Source organism: Acetobacter aceti, assembly GCF_002005445.1.
GTDB classification, from domain to species: domain Bacteria; phylum Pseudomonadota; class Alphaproteobacteria; order Acetobacterales; family Acetobacteraceae; genus Acetobacter; species Acetobacter aceti_B.
Genome location: NZ_CP014692.1, coordinates 1,206,780 through 1,228,765 on the forward strand (window position 1 = coordinate 1,206,780; position 21,986 = coordinate 1,228,765).

The window sequence follows — 21,986 nt, forward strand, 5'->3', positions numbered from 1 at the left end:
ACACCCTCTAGGTTCTGTTGACAAAAGACGGTAGCCACAATTTTACGGCTGCGAGGTTAAGAAAGGCGAGGAACGATTTTCTTGTCTTGTCATAGCGTGTGGCGATACGTCGGAACTGCTTCAGCTTGTTGAACATCCGCTCGATACGGTTGCGATCCCGATAACGACGGAAGTCGCAGGGGATATCCTCTGTGCGGTTTGAACGCGGCGGGATAACAGGAAGAATACCTCGAAAAAGCAGGGTCTCCCGTATCCTGTCACTATCATACACCTTGTCGGCCAGAAGTCGGCGCGGTGTCACCACCGGTAGGCCCATCAGGGCGTCAGCGCCGCAGTAGTCAGAAATTTCACCGCCCGTCAGTTCAAAGCCAAGAGGGCGCCCCTGACCGTCAGCACGGGCGTGGATCTTGCTCGTAAAGCCGCCGCGGCTTCGACCAAAGCCTTCCTTATGCGTCCCCCTTTTGCGCCAGCCGCCTGGCTGTGAGCCCGAACGACCGTGCTGTCGATCATGTGCTGCCAGTCATCGGTCAGACCAAGTTCGACCAGCGTTTCCAGAAGAGCGTCCCAGACACCCTGCTCAGCCCATCGACGGAACCGCACATACACCGAGTTCCATTTTCCGTAGCGCTCATGCATGTCCCGCCACGGACAACCAACACGCAGGACATAAAGCATTCCATTGAGAAACAGGCGATTATCCTGCGCCGGCCGTGACCAGCGACCACGTTCAGGCGGCAGCAGGTCGCCAATGATCGCCCATTCCTCGTCCGTCAGGTCGCCACGCATCCACAGGTCTCCGTAAAGACCAGCGTTGAACCACGTCCAAGCCAGCCTGTATAGACCTTTTGTCAACAGAACCTAGAGCATTTCCATCGAAAACCGGTTCGGTGGAAATGCTCTGGTTTATTGTTTTTACGAGCAGATCCCATATTTTCAAATAGGTGGGAGAAGTATGGTTCTTCCCTCTATTGCTTGTGAGGCGGGAGGCAGGGAGAGATATTGTTCTGTGTAGGGTGCCTCAGGACGAAGACTCCTGAACCTCTCAAATCGACCTTGTGCCTCTCCTGAAGACAATAAAAAAGCCGGGCATCTTGCGCCCGGCTCTCCAGTGGCGAACTGACCGGAAACTTACTTTTTCTCGAATGCGCCTGCGATGGTCAGGGTCACATCGTCACCCACCATGGGCACGTATTTACTGACACCGAATTCACTGCGCTTCACTGTGGTCGTGCCTTCAAAACCGATTGTATATGCTTTATCCATTGGGTTGACGCCAGCGCCGATAAAGTGCGCGTGGAGTGTCGCTGGCTTGGTGATGCCGTGCAGGGTCAGGCTTCCGGCGATATCCGCTTCGCCTTCACCCGTTTGAGTGACGCTGCTGGAAACGAAGGTTGCTGTCGGAAACCGGGCTGCATCAAACCAGTCGGATGCTTTCAGCTCATCGGTGAGGCGACTGCTTGTTGTCTGAACGCTGTCGATTTTCAGCGCGACATCAAGCTTCGTTTTGTCGAGGTGCTTCGGATTGAATTTCAGCGTGCCGGACGCATCAGAAAACAGGCCGCTATAATTGGTGAAACCGAAGTGCAGCAGGGAGAAAACGACCTGTGTATGTCCCGGCTCAATCACATACTGGCCCGCCTTGATGTCTGCGGGCAGAGGTGCGGCACTGGCGGTTCCCAGCGCGGCGATCAGGCCGAAAGCGGCGAGAGAGGACGTGAGGAGTGTTCTTTTCTTCATTAACCTTGTCCTTGTCTGAAAATAGAGGTTATCCGAAACGGAAACCCGAAAGGGCTTTTCCCATCACGACGTCGCTGTATGTGCGAACGCCACGATCCTGACCGGCAGCGCCGGCAGCGATCATGAGGGGAAGAAGATGTTCTTCGCGAGGATGGCATATCCGTGCGCCCGGAGCATGTTCCCAATTGGTCAATGCCTGATGCCGGTCGGCGGGAGAGGCTTCCACCGTCTGCGACAGCCATCTGTCGAACAAGCGCGCCATGGCGTCCGTGGCGGGATCACCCGTCATGAACTGTCGGAGATTGTGGTAGCTCATGCCCGTTGCGACAATCAGCACGTTCTCGTCCCGTAAAGGGGCGAGCGCATGACCGACACGGAGTTCTTCGGCGGCATTCATGTCTTCATGCAGAGACAGTTCCACAACGGGAATATCTGCGTCGGGGAACGCAAGCATGAAGGGAATGAAGACGCCGTGGTCCAGTCCGCGACTGTCATCCTCGGCGCTCCGGATGCCAGCCAGTGTGAGCAGCGAGCGTACACGGGCAGCAAGAGCAGGCGAGCCGGGTGCGGGATATTTCAGGTGGTAAGTATGATCGGGAAATCCATAATAGTCATACAGCAAAGAGTGGTTCTCTGCCGTCGTGACTGTCGGCTCGCGGGTTTCCCAGTGACCTGACACCACGAGAATAGCAGAGGGTTTGCGTGGCAACGTAGCGGCTACACCCCGGAGATAGGCTTCCATTTTGTCCCACCCCGCCCAGTCCATGAAAAAGCATGGTCCCCCACCGTGGGGCAGAAACAGAACAGGCTGGCGTTCATGGTCCGTGGCGGCTGCGTCAGTCATCAGGCTTTTCCCTTCGGCCTTGTGCGGCATGGAACAATGGCATCCAACCCAGGTTGTGATAATGCCGGTTTCAGGCAAGATATCTGGAACTGTGAGTGTGAGATAAGATGCTGGATCGTGTGACAAGCATGCAGGTCTTTGTGCGCGTGGTTTCGCAGGGCAGTTTTGCAGCAGCGGCGCGCACCCTGTCTCTCTCCCAGACCATGGTGACGCGACATATCGTTGCGCTGGAAGAGCGTCTGGGTGTGACGCTGTTTCAACGCAGCACGCGTCGTCTGTCGCTGACTGAGGCCGGGCAGCGCTATCTTGCGGGATGTCAGAGGGTTCTGGGCGATCTCGATGAAATGGAACATGAGGTCGCTGCCGAAGGGCGTGAACCACGCGGGAGGTTGCGTCTGAACGCACCGGTGTCTTTCGCCATCCGGTATCTTGGACCGGTTCTGCCAGCATTCAGCCGGCGTTATCCCAAGGTTTCGGTGGAACTGGGTCTGGATGACGGTCTGGTGGATCTGATTGCGCAAGGCTGGGATCTGACACTGAGAATCCGGCGGATGGAAGCGAGCAGTCTGAAGGCGAGAAAGCTGGCCTCCATTCGCTATGTCGTGTGCGCGGCGCCGTCTTATCTCAACCGGTATGGTGCGCCGAAAACAGTGGCCGAACTGGAAACCCACATGTGCCTTGGTTACACGCTGAGTGAAGCTGTGGGGGTCGGGCGGTGGAGTTTCGGCAGGGATGGCGAGGTGACGGTTCCAGTATCCGGGCCGTTGAGCGCAAACAACGGCGACGTGCTGACACAGGCGGCTCTGGCCGGAATGGGCATTATCTACCAGCCCCTGTTCATTGTGGCCGAGGCGGTTCGACGGGGTGATCTGAAAGTTCTTGATCTGGGAATGCCTCTTCTGGAGGGACCGGAACTGCAGGCGGTTTATGCGCCGGGTTTAACGGTGCCGCTCAAGACCCGCGTGATGATTGATTATCTGGTGGAGTGTTTTGGCGAGAGGCCCCCTTGGGAGCTTTAAAAAAAGCCATTGTTCTGCGTGAAACTGACAAAAGGATCTTCTTGGTTGCATGAAGCGCAGGAGTTGAAAGATCAGGTTTTGTAAATCCAGGGATCTCCCAGCACTGTACCCCTACCGGACAAAGTCCCCTTGATCCCGGTTAGTTAAAACAGGTGGGATGAAGGATGAAATCTCTCTTCATCCCCTGTTTGCAAAGGACGTAATCCCCAGAAGTCAGCGGCTCATCAGAACAAGCTGCGTGTTGTTTTCCAGAACGTGGCGTGTCACGCCGCCGAGAATAAGCTGACGCAGCCGGGAATGGGAGTAGGCGCCCATCGCCAGCATGTCGGCGCCGAAATCCTGACAGGCTCCCAGAAGACCTTTTCCGATATCGCGGTCGATGGCCTGAAACTCCTGTCTGTCAGCAGCAATGCCATGCATGGAGAGATAATCCACGACTTCCCGCGCATCCGGACCGCGGCGCTGATAATCCTCGCAGTGAAGAACACGTACTCTCTCAGAAGTGCTGGCCCATGCGAGGACACCGCGCAGAGCCGACGCGGCTTCAGCCGTTCCATTCCAGGCGATGCACACCCGTTTCACAAAGTGAGGCAACGGTATCCGCGGCGCGATGACGACAGGACGTCCGCTGTCGAAAAGCACGGCATGCAGGGCTTCAGAGGAGGAAACTTCGTCTCCACTGTCCGGGTGCGGCACCAGTGTGAAATCGGAGAGGCGGGCATGCCAGGGAACGACTTCGCTTTCGGCTCCCTTGATGACATTGAAACTCATGCTCGGTCGTCCCTGCGGAAACGGAATGCGGGGCGGGACGGCCTCGATGTCGGGTGTCCGGCTGGCGAAATCCTCGAAGGCGTGCTGCACTTCACGGGACCGCTTTCCCCCTTCCTTTTCGGCGGAAGCGATGAGTTCCTCGACCATGCCGCCGGTCAGTCCTTCGCCCGCCAGAGGCGCAATATCGCGTCCGTCAGAGCGGACGTGAAGAACGGCAAGATGCGCTGAAAAGCGACGGGCGAAGTTCGCGCCGGAGACAAAGGCGGCCTCGGCGTTCCGCGCACTGCTGAGCGGGAGGAGGATTTTACTGACCTGCTTCATGATGCGCTCCTGTGTCTGATGGACCGAAAATCTTGACGTTACAGGATAAACGCACGGAGTGGTGCAGAGTTACAGAGCTGTTCGTTATGTGATGAAAAAGAAACAGAAACAGGAGGATTGTTCGCCTCTTGTGCGTTTCTGCTGACAAAATCATGCAGGCGACGACCGCCAATGCTTCGGGGCGTAATAAAAAACAGACGTTTCCTTGGTGTGTATGGTGGAGAAACGCGCTGGAACTGGCCGTATAGGTGCGGCAACACGCCCTACAGATCCATCCGGTAACGAACAAAATCGTCCGCTTTGACGAACTCGTCATAGAGTTTGCGGGCGGGATTGTTCTCACGCGTGTGCCAGTAAAGCCGGGACCAGCCCTGTTTTCGACCCAGATCGACAAGATCCGTGATCAGGGCGCGACCCACACCGCTTCCGCGGGCTTCGGGTGTGACAAACAGATCTTCCAGATAGCAGATCGGTTTCATGACCCACGTACCTTCATGCAGAACACTATTGGTGAAGCCTATGGTTTCACCCGATTTTTCAGCGATGCGGCAGAAGAGAGGGTTGCCCGTGTCAAGAAGCCGCTCCCATGTGCGCCGGGTCACTTCCGGGGGAACGGTCGCTTCGTAAAACCGGTTATAGCCTGCCCATAACCGGTACCATGCGATTTCATCGGAGGCTTCAGCGTCTCTGATGACAAGGGGGGTATTCATTGGAAAGGCTCCAGGGTCGGGAACGGGGTTACGGATACAGTCTCGTCACGTCCCACCCGTCCATGCCATGACGAACCCAGATAGCCCGGTCATGCAGCCGATAAGGGCGGTCCTGCCAGAACTCGAAACGATCTGGCAACAGACGGAAGCCTGACCAGTTGGCTGGGCGAGGAACCTCCTGTCCGGCATATTTCTCTTCCGTCTCATGGATACGTTTCTCGAACGTGGCGCGGTCGGGCAGGGGACGGGACTGATCGGAGGCGATGGCGCCGATCTGCGAGAGGCGTCGGCGTGTGGCGAAATAGGCGTCGGCCTCCTCCGTTGTGACAGGAGTGACGGTTCCCTCGATGCGGATCTGACGGCGCAGGCTTTTCCAGTGGAACAGCAGGGCGGCGACCGGCGTGGCGGTCAGTTCACGTCCCTTGCGGCTCTCGAGGTTGGTGTAGAAACAGAACCCCCTCCGATCCGCTCCCTTGAGCAGGATGATACGGGCGGAAGGGCGTCCTTCCGGTGAGACGGTGGCGAGCGTCATTGCGTTCGGGTCGTTGGGTTCGGATGCTTCCGCATCCTTCATCCATGCGGTGAAAAGATCGAACGGATCGGCGGAGAGATCGATCAACGGCTGTTTTTCAGTATCCTGCTGCGGGATGCTCTCGGGGTGGCTCATGAGCGTTCTCCGTTTCTCTGTCACGAGTGGAAAGGATTCTTGTTCTGTCCGGGCTTGTTCCCGCACGCTTGTTGTGCAACGACCCGTGCCATCTTGTCATCACTCCAGCAGTCGAGGTTTTTGTTATGACTGAGGACACCCTTGCACCGGCTACCGGCACTCTGATGCGCGGAAAGAGGGGCCTTGTAATGGGCGTGGCGAATGATCGCTCCATCGCCTGGGCCATAGCGAAAGCTGTTGCGGCACAGGGCGGTGAAGTGGCCTTCACCTATCAGGGCGAGGCGCTGGGCAAGCGCGTTCGTCCTCTTGCCGACAGTATCGGTTCCAAACTTGTTCTGCCATGCGACGTTTCCGATGACGCCGCGATCGACGAGACGTTCTCGGCAATTGAAAAAGAGTGGGGCGGTCTGGACTTCGTCGTCCACGCTATTGGCTGGGCGGACAAGCAGTATCTGCGTGGCCGTTATGTCGATACGCCCCGTGAAGCCTTTCTCACGGCTCTGGATATTTCCTGTTATTCCTTCACTGCCGTCGCCCGTCGTGCAGCAGCCCTGATGAAAGACGGTGGCTCACTGCTGACCCTGACCTATCTCGGGGCGGAGCGCGTCATGCCGCATTATAATGTCATGGGTGTCGCCAAGGCTGCCCTTGAGGCTTCCGTGCGCTATATGGCTGCCGATCTCGGAACGGACGGTATCCGGGTGAATGCGATTTCCGCCGGTCCGATCAAGACGCTGGCCGCCAGCGGCATCGGCGACTTCCGCTATATTCTCAAATGGAACGAGTACAACGCTCCGCTTGAGCGTAATGTGGCGCTGGAAGAAGTCGGTGGCGCTGGTCTCTATATGCTGTCCGACCTGTCCCGTGGTGTGACCGGCGAGGTGCATCATGTGGATAGCGGCTACCATATTGTCGGCATGAAGAACCCGAAGGCTCCCGATATTTCGGTTGCCGGCGAGTAAGAGCGGGAGCGGTCAGGGATGTCCTACAACACGTTCGGGCATATGTTCCGCGTCACGACCTGGGGCGAGAGCCACGGGCCGTCGATCGGGTGCGTGGTGGATGGCTGCCCGCCGCTGCTGGGTCTGACCGAAGAGGACATCCAGCCGTTTCTCGACAAGCGCCGTCCGGGTCAGTCCTCCTTTACGACCCAGCGCCGCGAGCCGGATCAGGTAAAAATCTGCTCGGGTGTGTTCGAGGGTAAAACTACCGGCACGCCGATTTCGCTGGTGATTGAAAACACCGACCAGCGCTCCAAAGACTATGGCGACATTGCCCAGACCTTCCGGCCCGGTCATGCGGATCTTGCCTACCAGACCAAATACGGTATCCGCGATTACCGGGGCGGCGGTCGCTCCTCCGCCCGTGAAACGGCGATGCGGGTGGCTGCGGGCGCCATTGCGCGCCATGTGCTCGGAGAAAATGTCCGTATCCGTGGCGCTCTGGTGCAGATCGGCAAACATGCCATCGACCGCAGTCGCTGGGACTGGAACGAAATCGATCAGAACCCGTTCTTCTGTCCGGATGCGGAAAGCGTTCCTGTCTGGGAAGAGTATCTGGGTGGCATCCGGAAGGCAGGTTCTTCTGTTGGCGCGATTGTCGAAGTGGTTGCTGAGGGCGTCCCGGCTGGTCTCGGCGCACCGCTCTATGGCAAGCTGGATGCTGATCTGGCCGCCGCCCTGATGAGCATCAACGCCGTCAAGGCTGTCGAAATAGGTGATGGTTTTGAGACCGCCGCCTATGAAGGTCCGGACAATGCGGACGCCATGCGGATGCAGGACGGAGAAGTCGCGTTCCAGAGCAACCATGCGGGCGGTATTCTCGGCGGTATCTCCACCGGACAGCCGATCGTCGCACGCTTCGCTGTCAAACCGACCAGTTCCATGCTGATTCCGGTGAACTCGGTCAATCGTTCTGGTGAAAATGTCGATGTCATCACCAAAGGACGGCATGATCCCTGCGTCGGTATCCGCGCGGTGCCAGTGGGTGAGGCGATGCTCGCCTGCGTTCTGGCGGATCACCTGTTACGACATCGTGGGCAGGTGGGACGTTTCTGACGCTCCGTTTCTGATGCTGCAAGTTCGGGCCATATGGCCCGAAAGCACTGTAACCAAAGCCTCCCTTTGCAAATCGCCTGTCAATCTTCAAGGCGACGCCTTTTCTCTCTTCGTCTCACAGGAACTGGTCTCATGATCCGAGTCAGCGAAATCCGTCTGCCGCTGGAGCATGCTCCGGAAGCCCTGCCGGAAGCGGTGGCCCGGCGTCTCGGGGTAAGCAGGGCTGAGATTGGTCAGTTTTCTGTTGTCCGGCGTGGGTATGATGCCCGGAAAAGGGGGCGCATCGCTCTGGTTTACTCGGTTGACTGCGTTCTTCCGGATGAAGCGGCAGTCCTGAGCAAGCACAGCGATGACCCACAGATCAGGATCACACCGGAGACGCGCTATGAACCGGTGGATGTGGACGTTCCGGCTCTGCTGGCTAAACCGGATTTCCAGCGCCCTGTCGTCGTGGGTGCCGGTCCCTGCGGTCTGATGGCGGCGCTTATCCTTGCGCAGATGGGACTGAAGCCAATCATTCTTGAACGTGGCAAGCCTGTGCGCGAGCGGACAGTCGACACATTCGCTCTCTGGCGGAAATCGGAACTGACGCCGGAAAGCAATGTCCAGTTTGGCGAGGGCGGAGCCGGCACCTTCTCGGACGGCAAGCTTTATACCCGCGTGAATGACGCCCGTCATCTGGGTCGCAAGGTGCTGGAGGAGTTCGTCCGCGCCGGAGCGCCGGAAGAAATTCTCTATCTGTCAAAACCGCATATCGGCACGTTCCGACTGGTTTCGATGGTCGAGCATATGCGTAAGGAGATCGAAGCGGCTGGGGGAACATACCGGTTCCACACGCGGGTTGAGCTACTGCTTCTCGATGAAAAAAGACAGGTGCGCGGCGTCCGTCTGTCGGACGGCGAGGAAATCCTGACCCGCCACGTCATTCTGGCGGTCGGACACAGCGCCCGTGACACGTTCGAGATGCTCCACGCGGAAGGCGTGGCGATGGAAGCCAAGCCGTTCTCCATTGGCGTTCGCATCGAGCATCCCCAGTCCCTGATCGATGCTGACCAGTTCGGTCCGCAGGCCGGGTCGGAGATACTGGGTGCCGCGGATTACAAGCTGGTTCATCGCACGAAAGACGGGCGAGGGGTTTATTCCTTCTGCATGTGTCCGGGTGGCACCGTTGTTGCAGCGACGTCCGAACCGGAGCGCGTCGTCACCAACGGAATGAGCCAGTATTCCCGCGCCGAGCGGAACGCCAATGCCGGGATCGTGGTCGAGCTGAAGCCGGGTGTGGATTACCCCGACGATCCTTTGGCGGGCGTGGCGTTCCAGCGGCATTGGGAAAGTCAGGCGTTTGTCGCAGGCGGTGGCGATTACAGGGCTCCAGCGCAGCGTGTTGAGGATTTTCTGGCGGAACGGCCCTCAACCCATCTGGGAGAAGTCACGCCGTCCTATCGTCCCGGCGTGACCCCCACGAGTCTTGATCGTTGTCTGCCCGATTTTGTCTGTGCCGCGATCCGTGAGGCGCTGCCCCTCTTTGCTCGCAAGCTGTCGAGTTTTGCTCTCGGCGATGCGGTGATGACCGGTGTTGAGACCCGTACGTCTTCGCCTCTTCAGATCCCGCGCAAGGATGATGGTGAGAGCCTCAATACACCCGGACTTTTCCCGGCAGGCGAAGGGGCGGGCTATGCCGGCGGCATCATGTCGGCGGCGATGGACGGTATCCGTATCGCAGAAGCCGTGGCGCTGGCGCTGGCCGGACGTCAGGCCAACGGGTTGCTGCGCGGGAAATCCGACAGTCTGGTCTGAGTGTGTGGCCGGACTTGCGGAGTGGGCGGGTTTGGGCTGTTGTGACGAAAAGTCGGCCGGTATCATAACCGGCGGAAAAGGAGCCACCCATGCGCGCCGTTGGTTATCAGAAATCACTGCCAGTGACAGACGAGAACGCTCTCGTTGACATCGAGCTTCCGGATCCTGTGGCCACGGGTCACGATATTCTGGTCGAAGTGAAGGCGGTTTCAGTCAATCCGATCGATACCAAGGTGCGGATGCGGGCAGAACCTCCTCCGGGTGAGTGGAAAGTGCTGGGTTGGGATGCTGCCGGTATCGTGCGGGCTGTCGGCCCTGAGGTGAAGCGTTTCCGTCCCGGTGACGAGGTCTGGTATGCCGGTGCGGTCACGCGACCGGGTTGCAACAGCCAGTTGCATCTTGTGGATGAGCGGATTGCAGGCAAGAAACCTCGCTCGCTGAGCTGGGTCGAGGCGGCGGCCATGCCTCTGACCGCAGTGACGGCGTGGGAAATGCTGTTCGACCGGCTCGATATCACACGGCCCATTCCAGGTGTGCCTCAGGCGCTTCTCATTATTGGCGCAGGCGGTGGAGTAGGGTCCATGGCGGTCCAGTTGGCCCGTCGTCCGGGGAACGTGACTGTCATTGGCACGGCCTCGCGTCCGGAAACGGCTGACTGGGCAAAATCACTGGGCGCGGAGTATGTGCTCGACCACAGCAGACCGCTTGCACCCCAGACCGAGGCGCTGGGACTACTGGGCGGTCCGGGCTATGTCTTTTCGATCACCCAGACCGATAAGCATTTTACGGATGTCGTGAAGCTGATCGCGCCTCAGGGCCGGTTCGGACTTATTGATGACCCTTCCTCTCTCGATATCATGCCGTTCAAGGCCAAAAGCGTTTCGACCCATTGGGAACTGATGTTCACACGTTCCACTTTCCAGACGGCGGACATGATCCGTCAGGCGGAAATTCTGGAAGAAGTGTCCAATCTTGTGGATGCGGGTGTGCTCAAGACGACCTTGAGCGACGTGGCTGGGCCGATCAATGCCGCCAATCTTCGGCGTGCGCATGCTCTGCTGGAGAGCGGGACGGCGAGGGGCAAGATCGTGCTGGAGGGTTTTGGGGAGTAAGCGCCTCGGTCTTTTTCCCCTGCTTTGAGGGGAGGAAGACAGTCCGTTTCATGTGCGTCTCGTCAAGGCAGTAATCTTTGCAAAAACACTGTTTTGCTATAGGAGCGGCGTTATTCACTTTCTGCGATATGGTTAAGAGACTGTTCAATGATGGAAATAGATAAGATGTCGATTGAGCCGTCTCCTCGTATTGCTGTTCTGGTGCCGTGTTACAATGAAGAAGTAACGGTTGGTACGGTGGTGCGTGATTTTCGGGCTGCGCTCCCTTTTGCTACGGTCTATGTTTACGATAACAATTCCCGTGACAAAACACAGGAAGTCGCACGAGCTGCGGGAGCTGTTGTTCGACAGGAGCTCCTGCAGGGAAAAGGCAACGTAATCCGCCGTATGTTTGCTGATATTGAAGCGGACTACTATGTGCTGGTTGATGGGGATGCGACGTATGAGGCTGCTGCTGCACCCCGGATGTTGCAGGAATCAATAGATAATTTTCTCGATATGGTAACAGGATTGAGGGTTACGGATCGCAAGGCGGCATACCGTCCCGGCCATGTTCTGGGAAATAAGATTCTTACCTCTCTGGTTCAGAATTTTTTCGGACGCGCTACAGACGACATGCTGTCGGGTTATCGTGTGTTTTCACGTCGTTTTGTAAAATCTTTTCCAGCTGCGTCTTCGGGCTTTGAAACAGAGACGGAATTTACAGTCCATGCGCTTCAGTTGTGCATGCCGATCGGTGAAGTGCCGACACGTTACATTGAGCGGCCAGAGGGATCGACCTCCAAACTGAATACCTGGAGTGACGGAATGCGGATTTTGACCACAATCATTCAATTGGTCAAACAGGAACGCCCTCTGTTGTTCTTTACCGTTATAGCCTTTTTCCTGTCTTCTCTGGGTATAATTCTTGGTTTGCCGGTTGTGGCGGATTATATGCGATCCGGATTTGTTCCTCGGTTGCCAACTGCTGTTCTGGCAATGGGCTGTGAAATATTGGCCGCGTTGTCTCTGGTTTGTGGTCTGATCCTGAATAGTGTGGCTGTGGGTCGTCTGGAAGTAAAGCGTTTGGCTTATCTCTCGCAAATTAGATCTATATAAATTCAAGTTCATTTTTCTTGGAGATATTGAGGTGATTTTTTTTAAATTGAGTAGTATTTCTAATTCTTTTCATGAATGTGATGTTTCATCACGTCTGATTGGTGTTTTCTATCTGTGTTCTGTCATGGTGGTTTCGCTGCTGTTGGCGATAGTAGTGCCACCTTTTGAAAATTCTGATGAATTCAATCATTTCAACCGCGTCTACCAGATATCGTCTGGAGAAATGATTGCCTTCAAAACCGGGCAACCGGCGCAATCCGGAGGGGTGGTTGATCTGGGTATCAATGAACTTGATGATATTTATGGGTCTATAAGATTTCATGCCGACAAAAAAGTTACCAGTTCAATGGTGGAGCATGGCAATTCTGTTTTGATGGGAAGAAAAGGTTTTCAATCTTTTTCCAATACTGCGATTTATTCTCCACTTCTTTATTTTCCAGCGGTTGTGGGGCTGGATATGGCGCGACTGTCGGGTGTCCATCATGTCAAATGGGCGCTCATTGCCAGTCGCATGATGATGTCCATCGTGTGTGTCAGCCTGGCCTCTCTAGCTATTGTATTTTCAGGGAGGGCTGCAATATTTATCGCTGTTGTTTTGTCGTTGCCGATGACGATTTCTCTTTTTTCTTCTGTTAGTCAGGATGGACTTATTATTTGTTTTTCTGCTTTTTCTTTTGTGTTTCTTGCCCGATTTTTAAATTTTATTCCTTCTCAGCTCAAAGAAAATAAAAATATTGCTCTTTTTTATTGTTTTTTGTCACTGTGTGTTTTGGGGCGTCCTGCTTATGCACCGCTTTTTCTTCTTCCGTTTTTCACAAAAAAATTATCAAATGTTAAGTTCGTTGCTGCTTGTTTTTGCCTGTCCGTAAGTTTCGTGGCTTTGTGGACACTGGTCGTTCATTTTTTCGTTATGATTCCAATGTGGAATCAGGCTTCTCCCGGTCGTCAGTTACATAATTTAATTTTTAGTCCATGGCTGTTGCCTGAATTGGTCAAGCACGCTTTTACAGATCATCAGGGTATGGAAGGTTTGCCTTTCTGGAAGGAAATGATTGGTGTTGTAGGTTGGATTGATACGGTTATGCCTGCATGGTTCTATAATTTTTCTTTGACTGTTCTTGGTCTCTCTTTATTTATGATCGGGAATTTTAATTTTAAAAAAGATATTCATATAATTTTTCGTTTTGGTGTTTCTTTTTCGTTGATTTCTTCTGTTTTGCTTATATTTTTTCTTGAGTATCTAACATTTACTCCTGTGGGGCAGGATTACGTGGTTGGTGTGCAGGGGCGTTACTTCTTGCCTCTCCTGCCATTCCTTCCTTTCCTTGTTTTGGGATATGATGGATCTATATTAAAAAAGTATCGCCGAGATGCAGTTCTTATGCTTTCTCCAATGTGGATTGTAATTTCCTCTGTGATTTTATTGTACTCTGTTTTAAATCGATACTATGTAATGTGATATTTTATTTGTAATTATTATGAGGGGAGGTGACGAGCTTTCCTTGGGAAGAGACGGTGTTTACTACTATCTTCGTATGGGTGTTTTACGGTGAGTCATAAACATTTTTCTTTGTTTTCATTGGCATATATAGCATTTTCTTTAATATCGATTTTGGTGAGTATTCTGCTGACTCCTCCGGGGCAGGTCGTAGATGAAATGCCCCATTTTGCACGGGCTGCTTTTCTTGCCGAAGGAAAGGTTGTCGGGCGTCGGCTTTCTCCAGTCGCCAGCGGAGGGCTTTTGCCTTGTAATTTCAACTTGGTATATCTGGATTTCGAGAGGCCGCCTTCGAAGAGAATTGAGCCGGGAAAGCCTAATACATTTACCGATAGGCCCTGGAATGAGGAACTCTGTTTCGTCGGATTTCCTAATACGGTTATCTATGCTCCGTTCACTTATATACCGGCTGCCTTGACGATATGGGGAGCGCGGCATACCCATATGACGATAATTCAGACAGGCTATGCAGTCAGAATTATGAATGGATTTATTTCAGTCTTACTTTGTGCGGCGGGAATAGTTTTGGCCCGACGTGGCGTTCTGTTTCTGGCAGCTATTGCCAGTATGCCGATGACTATAACCCTTGCCGGGTCCTGTTCGCAGGATGGCATCCTGATAGGACTCACGGTTCTGGCGGCAGGCATTCTTACACGCTTTAATCGTTTTACCGAAATCAATCTACGAAATTGGATTTTTCTGAGTATCCTTTTTGCCCTGCTTGCTGTCAGCAAACCGCCGCTGCTCATGTGTTCAATGATTCCGGTTGCGTTTATGTTCAGGAAACATAAATTTCTGGCTCCATTGCCTGTTATCTTAAGTGTAATTTCTGTCGGGTTCTGGAGTAAAATTGCTATTAAGCCCGTTAAGATACAGTTTCTTCCTGATGCGGGCGTGTCTGATGGTGAGCAGGTTCACTGGGTCATGACACATCTTCTGTCTGTTCCAGATCTGCTGGCTCATACAATAAAAAATAATATTTTTACTTATTTAACAGAATGGATTGGTGTTCTTGGTTGGCTGGACGCACCCCTGCCTCATCTTTTTTATTATTTCACTTCTGTTTTCGTGTTCTGCACTTTGATTCTTTCAGCTTGCCCTTTCCAAAAAGGTAAAGTCGTCGCTCAAGAGAGAGGTGTCACGATCACCACGCTTTTTTGTACGCTGGCTGCTTCGGCGGCCGTTTTTCTGGCACTGTATATTATCTGGACCAAAGTGGGTGATCCGATCGTGAATGGTGTGCAGGGCCGCTATTTCCTGCCTATAGCGCCATTCCTTGCGCTTGTATTTCCACAATTGAAACAGGGAGAGCCTATAGCGTCATCTCCTGTTGTGAATCAGACGGTGATTATCGCATTTTGTGCTTACTGGATTGTGGACGCGGTGACGATCATGAATGTGTTGTTTGTAAGGTACTGGTAAGAACTTTATCAGGCACATTCACGATCGGGATCAAAGTGGCCTCAAGACGGGCTTACGACGGCTGGTTCGCCGAAGCGGAGTCCGGCGAACCAGAAATGGACCAAGTCCACATCACCTGGCGAGCGGGTAATCCGTATAACCCTCGCGTCCCTGCGAGTACCAGGTGCGGATATCGTCCTTGTTCAGGGGCAGATTGTCTTCCAGGCGACGCACCAGATCCGGGTTGGCGAGAAAGGGCCGGCCAAATGCAATGGCGTCCGCGACACCGGTTGCGACTGTCTCGATCGCTTCATCCCGTGTGTAGTCCTGATTCAGAACCAGTGGCTTCTTGAAGACCTCGCGGATCGGGCCATGCAGCTTTGGCTGATCGGTTTTGCCGAATGTGCCATTCGGACCCGGCTCGCGCAGTTCCAGGAAAGCGATATTCAGGTCGTTCAGCAGTTTTGCCGCCGGGACAAAAACCTGCTCGGGATGACTGTCGATGCAACCTTGTGAGTCGCCATTAGGCGAGAGACGCACGGAAGTTTTGTCCGCGCCAATGGTGGCGATCACGCGTTCTGTGACTTCACGCAGCAGGCGAATACGGTTTTCCGGTGACCCGCCATATTCGTCTGAACGATGATTGGTGCCGTTCCGGAGAAATTCGTCGATCAGGTAACCATTGGCGGCATGAATCTGCACACCGTCAAAACCGGCTGCCAGAGCATTACGGGCTGCATTTTCATAATCGTTGAGAATACGCGTGATATCCTCTTTCGTAAGGGCGCGCGCTTCTTCCGGAGCCTGCTTTCCGTCGTAAGTATGGATCTGGTCAGGGGCTGTGGTCGCTGAAGCCGAGACAGGCTGCTGACCGGTCACGCTGGAATGCACCATACGCCCCATGTGCCAGATCTGGGCCACGATCTTGCCGCCCTTTGCATGGATTGCGGCGGTGATCGGCTTCCAGGCTTCCACCTGCTCCTGAGACCACAGGCCCGTCGCATAGGGCCAGCCAAGACCTTCACGACTGATTCCGATTGCTTCCGAGATGATCAGACCAGCCCCGGCCCGCTGTGCGTAATATTCGGCCATGACGGGAGTGGCCACATTCTCGCGGGTGCCTCGGGCACGTGTCAGCGGCGCCATAAGAATTCTGTTTCTGGCGTGGATGCTTCCAAGTTCGATCGGTTCAAACAGGCTGGGCATGACGACTTCTTTCTTCAAAACTTTATCTGGATGAAGTGGGACGCCTGATACCAATTGCAATGGGTGACTAAACTTCGACCTGAAGAATCCCTGAATTATTCCATATAAATCAATATATTATTATAGAAACTTTTTCGTTTCCTTTTTATCGGACACCGATGGACCGCTGCGGGATTTTGCTTTTTCATCTTTCCTGCCGGTTGTCGTACTGTTCACGAAAATTCGTCCGTGTCTGTAAAAAATCCAGACATGACGGGTTGCGAACCAGTCGGAGCCGAGCAGCATATCAACGGATTGCTCGGATACGGCAGAGACGGTCAGCACCGGATTATACTCGGTTTCCTGTCCAATCGTCAGGCTGTGAAACTTGTGCCACCGGTAGACCGATTCTTTCCCGTCCACACCCGCCGTCGTGCCTCCGGGATCTGTGGCAAGCTGTTCTTCTGTCAGTCCCATTGCTTCTGCGGCGCGGCGGGAGAGGATGCGGGATCGTGCCCCGCTGTCCAGAAGAGCCGTCAGGTCGTGACCATCCAGTCTGACGCGGAGAACCATCCGATGACCGCGTTCCTCGGCGTCAAGGCTTTGCCATGCGACGCCGGGTAGAGGAGGCGGCTCTACAGAACAGGCATCAGTCTTGCGACCGGGAGCGTTCCACATGGCGACACGACCATGCGGCGCGTCGATCTCCAGCACGTCCTGCGCCAGCACGTCGCCACCAAGCAGACCTTCAACAGGAGGGGTGATATTCGGGCGGCTGGGCAGAAACCCGAGCGGCATGGAAACCGGTCCAAATCCTGAACTGCCAACTTGCAGGCTGGGAATGATGACATTCGGCACAACGCCGGCCGAGCCGCCAGTGCCGCTGACATGAGTCAAGGCGTTCGGGTCTTCCGGCAGTTTCATGAACCGCGCGAACCACGGCGAAATCAGACTGCCTTCCGAACCCGTATCGACAATGAAGCTGACAGTCCGCCCGGCGACCGTCACGGGCGCGGACAGAAAGCCCAGATCATTCCGTAAAGGCGCTTCCATGACCGGTGTCAGTGGACAGGGCGCAGCGCAAGCCGTTGATACTGCGAGCGCCTGTAAAGCAAGGCCTGTCAAAAGGGAGTGGAGGCGCGTCATGCTTTAACCCAGATGCTCCGCAAAGCGATCCGTGGCGTGGATAAGCGCTGACAGGATACCCGGTTCGGACAGCGCGTGCCCGGCGTCGTCGATCAGTTGAAAATCCGCTTCCGGCCATGCCTTGTGCAGATCCCATGCTGTCCGCACAGGGGTGGCGATGTCGTAGCGGCCCTGCACAATGACTGTCGGAATATGACGGATACGGTCTACATCGCGGATCAGTTGGCCTTCCGCCAGCCAGCCTGCATTGACGAAGTAATGGTTCTCGATGCGGGAGAAGGCGAGGGCGTAGACCGGGTCTTCATGCTGTTTCACCATATTCGGATCGGGCAGCAGGGTGAGAGTGGACCCCTCCCAGACCGACCATGCAATGGCTGCTTTTTCGCGTTCGACCGGATCATCACCTGTCAGGCGGCGGTTATAGGCCGCCATGAGGTCGTCACGTTCCTCTTCGGGGATAGGAGCGAGAAATGCATCCCATTTGTCCGGGTAAAGCCATGCGCCGCCGCCCTGATAATACCAGAGCAGTTCTTCGCGTCGCAGTGTGAAGATGCCGCGCAATGCCAATGCTTTCACGCGATCAGGATGCGTCTCCGCATAGGCCAGCGCCAGCGTCGATCCCCACGATCCGCCAAAAACCACCCATTGCTCGACGCCGATCATCTCCCGCAGGCGTTCGATATCGGCGACCAGATGCCATGTCGTGTTGTTCTCAAGGGAAGCATGGGGCGTCGAGCGCCCGCACCCACGCTGGTCGAACAGCAGGATGTCATAACGTGCCGGGTCGAACATGCGGCGCTGCATCGGCGAGCAGCCACCACCGGGGCCGCCATGCAGGAACACGACGGGCAGGCCGCCCGGCGTTCCGCACCGCTCCCAGTAGACCAGATGACCTTCACCCGTATCGAGATGACCGTGTGCGTAGGGCTCGATGGGCGGATAAAGAGTGCGGGTGGCGGTCATCATCGGTCTCCGGCAGTTTTCGAGGCGCGAGGGTGGGCTTTCTGCCAGACATCCAGCAGAAGGGCTTCATCGGCAAGGGTATAGCGTTGCGTCGTGGACAGGCTGGCGTGGCCAAGCAACTCCTGAATCACACGAAGATCCGCGCCACCTTCCATCATATGAGTGGCGAAGGAGTGGCGCAGCGCGTGAGGTGTGGCGTGCTCGGGCAGACCTTCACTTTTCCGCCATTGCCGCATGGCTTTCTGTGCGACGGCGGCGTTCAGGCGTCCGCCACGCACGCCGGGAAACAGTGGTTCGTTCCGGGATGGTGAAGGGTGAAAGCCTCGCCAGCGTGTCAGGGCTTCGGATACGCGCGGGAGCAGTGGCACAAGTCGCTCCTTGTTGCCTTTGCCGCGGATGCGGAACACGCCGGTCGAAAGGGCTTCGTCAAAATCTCCGACATTCAGGCCGAGTCCTTCTGAAATCCGCAGGCCGCCACCGTAAAGCAGGAGAAACAACGCCTTGTCCCGCTCCTGCGCCATGCTGTTCACTTCCAGCATGCCGATTCCTTCGCCAGCTTCCAGCGCCTCGGCGACGGGAAGCGGACGAGGCAGCGGTTTTTTGGTGCGCGGCGTGGCGAGCAGGCTTGGCGCGGGGTTTTCCACGCCTTTATGCCGGGCGAGAAAGCGGAAGAAGGAACGCAGCGCCGAGACCCGGCGGGAACGGGTGCGCGCCGATTTGTCGCGGGTCGTCGGACGCTGGCCGGGGCGGGGCGTCAGTGCCTGTGTCTGCTCATGCGCCAGCCAGGCACGCAGATCGGAAAGGCTGGCTGCGCCAAGGGTGGCGAGCGTGGGTTCCTCGCCATGATGGGTGGTCAGAAAGCCGAGAAAACGGGACAGGTCGCCCTGATAGGCGTCGATGGTGTGCTGTGACGCACCGCGTTCGGCGGTCATCCACGCGAGAAACTCTTGCAGGGCGTCATGGGCCTTCAAAGCACATTTCTCCGAAGGAGGGCGAGACAGGACGCCGTGAAGAAGGTAGAGAGAGCCATCATGGTGCAGAGCAGCCTACTGGAACCTTTGCCTTCGCGAAAGCGCGTGTCTGTCCTGCTGCCACTGCCGTTTCCCTGTGCGCTGGATTATGCCGTTCCGCAGTCGCTGGCTGACACGCTCGCTCCCGGCGATGTGGTGGTCGTGCCGCTCGGTGGACGGCGGGAAACCGGCGTGGTCTGGGAAGAGACGGCGCTTCCCGTCGACCTCGCGCCGCCGCCGCCGCCTGAAATTGCTGCGTCCCGTCTGCGCCCGATCAAGGAACGTCTCGATCTGCCGCCGCTGTCCGCAGAACTCCGGCAGTTTATCGACTGGGTCGCAGCCTATACGCTTGCGCCGCCGGGCATGGTGCTGGCAATGGCGCTGCGTTCCCATCTGCGCGGCGAGCAGACAGCGCCTGCTGTGGGGTGGGTGCGTGTTGGAGAGCCGCCTGAGTCGTTGCGGATGACACCGGCCCGACGCGCTGTGCTGGACGCCCTGCCGCAGGGTGCTCCGCCGGTGACAATGGCGGAGCTGACGGAGAAGGCTGGTGTCGGTGTGTCGGTCGTGCGTGGTCTGGCGGATGCTGGCGTTCTGAAAAGCATGCTGATGGGGCCGGTCTCTCCTTTTGCGGAACCAGATCCTTTTCATAATCCGCCCGTTCTGGAGGGCGATCAGGCAACTGCGGCTACCGGGTTGCGGGCGCGGGTCGAGGAGCGTGTATTTTCCGCGACCCTGCTCGAGGGCGTGACCGGCTCCGGCAAGACCGAGATCTATCTGGAAGCGGTGGCGGAATGTCTGGCGCAGGGGCGGCAGGCGCTGGTTCTGCTGCCCGAAATCGCTCTGTCAGCCCAGTGGATGGACCGTTTCGCCCGACGGTTCGGTGTGCGCCCGGCGGTCTGGCATTCCGAGATCGGTCAGAAGGCCCGTCGTCTGACATGGGCGGCCTGCGAGGATGGTTCGGCCAGGGTTATTGTTGGTGCGCGATCGGCTCTGTTCATGCCGTTCCGCGATCTGGGTCTTGTGATTGTTGATGAAGAACACGAGGCTGTTTTCAAGCAGGAAGATGGCGTCACCTACAACGCCCGCGACATGGCGGTCGTGCGGGCACGACTGGCGAAGGCTCCGATTGTGTTGGCTTCGGCAACGCCAAGCCTTGAGACACTGAACAATGTCGAGACCGGACGCTATCGGCATCTGGTTCTGACAGCGCGGCATGGTGGTGCGTCCATGCCGGAAACGCATCTGATCGACATGCGGGAAAATCCGCCACCGCGAGGGCTGTTTCTCTCACCTGTGCTGGTGGAGGCAGTAAAAGCACGGCTCGGGCGTGGCGAGCAGGCCATGCTGTTCCTGAACCGTCGTGGTTATGCGCCGCTGACGCTGTGCCGGACCTGTGGCCATCGGATGGAGTGCCCACATTGCACGTCATGGCTGGTCGAGCATCGGAAAAAGCGCGTTCTGGCCTGTCATTACTGTGAACATACCGAACCTGTTCCCCATGCCTGTCCGACATGCGGGGCAGAGGACAGCCTGACAGCCATCGGTCCGGGGATCGAGCGGATAACGGAAGAGGCCCGCAGCGAATTTCCCGATGCGCGGATCATGGTGATGGCCAGCGACACGATCAGCGGCCCTGCCGCCACGGCGGAGGCTGTCGGCAGGATTTCTCGCCGGGAAGTGGATCTCATCATTGGCACGCAGATTGTCGCCAAGGGCTGGCATTTTCCGCATCTGACGCTTGTGGGGGTGGTGGATGCCGACCTTGGGCTTGGTGGCGCGGATCTAAGGGCAGGGGAGCGGACGATGCAGCTTCTGCATCAGGTCGCCGGGCGCGCAGGACGTGCGGAAGCGCCGGGCGAGGTGCTGCTCCAGAGTTTTACGCCGGAACATCCGGTCATGCAGGCATTGGTTTCGGGTGACTTCGCCGCGTTCATGGCGGAAGAGGCCGATCAGCGCAAACCGGGCTTCTGGCCACCTTTTGGTCGTCTGGCGGCGCTGATCGTCAGTTCGGAAAACGCCGATGCCGCCGATAATGCCGCACGGCAACTCGGTGTTTCCGCGCCGCATGGCAACGGGGTCGAAGTACTCGGTCCAGTTCCTGCGCCGATTGCCGTATTGCGCGGTCGGCATCGGCGGCGGTTGCTGCTGCGGACGCACCGGAATATCGCCGTGCAGCCAATCCTGCGCCGCTGGCTGGGTCAGGTGACGTTGACGAGTGCGGTGCGTGTGGACGTGGATGTGGACCCGATTTCGTTTATGTGAAGCATGATAATTCTCACATCCGTCAAAAAATTTAATAATTAAAAATATTATTTATTAAAGTTTTCGCGAATTTATAGTCTGGTTTACTCCTATAGAAGCGAGATAGGGGAAAAGTTTAGAGCTAAGTTTTTCAGCTAAATTTGAAAAATCACATGTACCATAATCTATATCTTTCTTGAAATAACGGTAAATCCCGAGGCTATAGACACAATTAATAATACATTGATTAATTATATCAAGGTCCTTGTCTTTTAAATTGAAAATTATTTTTTCATCTTTTTTTACTATAGGGGATACATAAATAGCGCAGGATGTCTCAAATATTTCTTCTATAGATTAGCAAATAAGCATCTCTACTTCTCCAACGGAGATATTTTGAAAAATGATG

At 55.9% G+C, this 21,986-nt stretch carries 19 protein-coding genes; 9 read left to right on the forward strand and 10 right to left on the reverse strand.

The genetic code is table 11. From position 1 onward, the window contains the following. Window positions 1-7 precede the first annotated feature (7 nt). The 3 genes from A0U92_RS17195 to A0U92_RS05495 all read right to left on the reverse strand — a co-directional run bounded on the left by A0U92_RS17195 (window position 8) and on the right by A0U92_RS05495 (window position 2,581). Window positions 8-786, reverse strand: a protein-coding gene (locus A0U92_RS17195; protein ID WP_222927851.1) for an IS5 family transposase whose coding sequence is annotated in 2 segments (ribosomal slippage) — window positions 8-459 and window positions 459-786 — 780 coding nt in all. Because the reading frame shifts where the segments join, the coding sequence is not laid out codon by codon here. Window positions 787-1,128: 342 nt separating this feature from the next. Then, window positions 1,129-1,737: a YceI family protein gene (locus tag A0U92_RS05490; RefSeq protein ID WP_077812353.1), complete on the reverse strand. Its 609-nt coding sequence runs from the start codon at window positions 1,735-1,737 to the stop codon at window positions 1,129-1,131. A 28-nt stretch (window positions 1,738-1,765) separates the two neighbouring features. Then, window positions 1,766-2,581: a DODA-type extradiol aromatic ring-opening family dioxygenase gene (locus A0U92_RS05495; protein ID WP_077814271.1), complete on the reverse strand. Its 816-nt coding sequence runs from the start codon at window positions 2,579-2,581 to the stop codon at window positions 1,766-1,768. 107 nt (window positions 2,582-2,688) lie between these two features. On the opposite strand from A0U92_RS05495, the gene A0U92_RS05500 reads away from it, so the two are divergent. Then, entirely contained in the window at window positions 2,689-3,600 is a 912-nt protein-coding gene (locus A0U92_RS05500) for a LysR family transcriptional regulator (RefSeq protein WP_077812354.1), read from the forward strand. Between the two features lie 213 nt (window positions 3,601-3,813). Here A0U92_RS05500 and A0U92_RS05505 read toward each other — a convergent pair whose 3' ends face one another. The 3 genes from A0U92_RS05505 to pdxH all read right to left on the reverse strand — a co-directional run bounded on the left by A0U92_RS05505 (window position 3,814) and on the right by pdxH (window position 6,069). Beyond that, a complete protein-coding gene (locus A0U92_RS05505; RefSeq protein ID WP_077812355.1) occupies window positions 3,814-4,692 on the reverse strand; it encodes a universal stress protein in 879 nt (292 codons plus the stop codon). A 263-nt stretch (window positions 4,693-4,955) separates the two neighbouring features. Next, on the reverse strand, window positions 4,956-5,402 hold the full coding sequence (locus tag A0U92_RS05510) for a GNAT family N-acetyltransferase (RefSeq protein ID WP_077812356.1): 447 nt from the start codon (window positions 5,400-5,402) through the stop codon (window positions 4,956-4,958). Window positions 5,403-5,430: 28 nt separating this feature from the next. Then, entirely contained in the window at window positions 5,431-6,069 is a 639-nt protein-coding gene (gene pdxH, locus A0U92_RS05515; RefSeq protein ID WP_077812357.1) for a pyridoxamine 5'-phosphate oxidase, read from the reverse strand. A gap of 125 nt (window positions 6,070-6,194) precedes the next feature. On the opposite strand from pdxH, the gene fabI reads away from it, so the two are divergent. From fabI to A0U92_RS05550, 7 genes are all read left to right on the forward strand, one after another. Then, on the forward strand, window positions 6,195-7,031 hold the full coding sequence (gene fabI / locus A0U92_RS05520; RefSeq protein WP_077814272.1) for an enoyl-ACP reductase FabI: 837 nt from the start codon (window positions 6,195-6,197) through the stop codon (window positions 7,029-7,031). An 18-nt stretch (window positions 7,032-7,049) separates the two neighbouring features. Beyond that, window positions 7,050-8,126 (forward strand): chorismate synthase, encoded by a 1,077-nt coding sequence (aroC, locus tag A0U92_RS05525; protein ID WP_077812358.1) that lies wholly within the window; start codon window positions 7,050-7,052, stop codon window positions 8,124-8,126. A gap of 132 nt (window positions 8,127-8,258) precedes the next feature. Beyond that, window positions 8,259-9,923, forward strand: coding sequence for an NAD(P)/FAD-dependent oxidoreductase (locus tag A0U92_RS05530; protein WP_077812359.1), 1,665 nt, complete (start codon window positions 8,259-8,261; stop codon window positions 9,921-9,923). Between the two features lie 89 nt (window positions 9,924-10,012). After that, window positions 10,013-11,035 (forward strand): zinc-binding alcohol dehydrogenase family protein, encoded by a 1,023-nt coding sequence (locus A0U92_RS05535; RefSeq protein WP_077812360.1) that lies wholly within the window; start codon window positions 10,013-10,015, stop codon window positions 11,033-11,035. Window positions 11,036-11,182: 147 nt separating this feature from the next. Further along, the gene (locus A0U92_RS05540; protein ID WP_077812361.1) at window positions 11,183-12,133 is read left to right on the forward strand and encodes a glycosyltransferase family 2 protein; all 951 of its coding nucleotides are present in this window, start codon (window positions 11,183-11,185) and stop codon (window positions 12,131-12,133) included. Between the two features lie 46 nt (window positions 12,134-12,179). Continuing rightward, on the forward strand, window positions 12,180-13,592 hold the full coding sequence (locus A0U92_RS05545) for a DUF2142 domain-containing protein (protein WP_149026384.1): 1,413 nt from the start codon (window positions 12,180-12,182) through the stop codon (window positions 13,590-13,592). A 90-nt stretch (window positions 13,593-13,682) separates the two neighbouring features. Continuing rightward, window positions 13,683-15,053: a DUF2142 domain-containing protein gene (locus A0U92_RS05550; RefSeq protein WP_077812363.1), complete on the forward strand. Its 1,371-nt coding sequence runs from the start codon at window positions 13,683-13,685 to the stop codon at window positions 15,051-15,053. A 111-nt stretch (window positions 15,054-15,164) separates the two neighbouring features. Here A0U92_RS05550 and A0U92_RS05555 read toward each other — a convergent pair whose 3' ends face one another. The 4 genes from A0U92_RS05555 to A0U92_RS05570 all read right to left on the reverse strand — a co-directional run bounded on the left by A0U92_RS05555 (window position 15,165) and on the right by A0U92_RS05570 (window position 19,297). Next, the gene (locus A0U92_RS05555; protein WP_077814273.1) at window positions 15,165-16,238 is read right to left on the reverse strand and encodes an alkene reductase; all 1,074 of its coding nucleotides are present in this window, start codon (window positions 16,236-16,238) and stop codon (window positions 15,165-15,167) included. Window positions 16,239-16,358: 120 nt separating this feature from the next. Beyond that, the gene (locus A0U92_RS05560) at window positions 16,359-17,363 is read right to left on the reverse strand and encodes an aspartyl protease family protein (protein WP_236748285.1); all 1,005 of its coding nucleotides are present in this window, start codon (window positions 17,361-17,363) and stop codon (window positions 16,359-16,361) included. A 3-nt stretch (window positions 17,364-17,366) separates the two neighbouring features. Beyond that, complete coding sequence (gene pip / locus A0U92_RS05565) at window positions 17,367-18,326, reverse strand: prolyl aminopeptidase (protein ID WP_077812364.1); 960 nt, start codon at window positions 18,324-18,326, stop codon at window positions 17,367-17,369. Then, complete coding sequence (locus A0U92_RS05570) at window positions 18,326-19,297, reverse strand: tyrosine recombinase XerC (protein ID WP_077812365.1); 972 nt, start codon at window positions 19,295-19,297, stop codon at window positions 18,326-18,328. Before A0U92_RS05570 ends, pip begins: the two co-directional genes overlap by 1 nt. A gap of 60 nt (window positions 19,298-19,357) precedes the next feature. Here A0U92_RS05570 and A0U92_RS05575 point away from each other — a divergent pair, with 60 nt between their 5' ends. Beyond that, complete coding sequence (locus A0U92_RS05575) at window positions 19,358-21,598, forward strand: primosomal protein N' (RefSeq protein WP_077812366.1); 2,241 nt, start codon at window positions 19,358-19,360, stop codon at window positions 21,596-21,598. The last annotated feature ends 388 nt before the right edge of the window (window positions 21,599-21,986 follow it).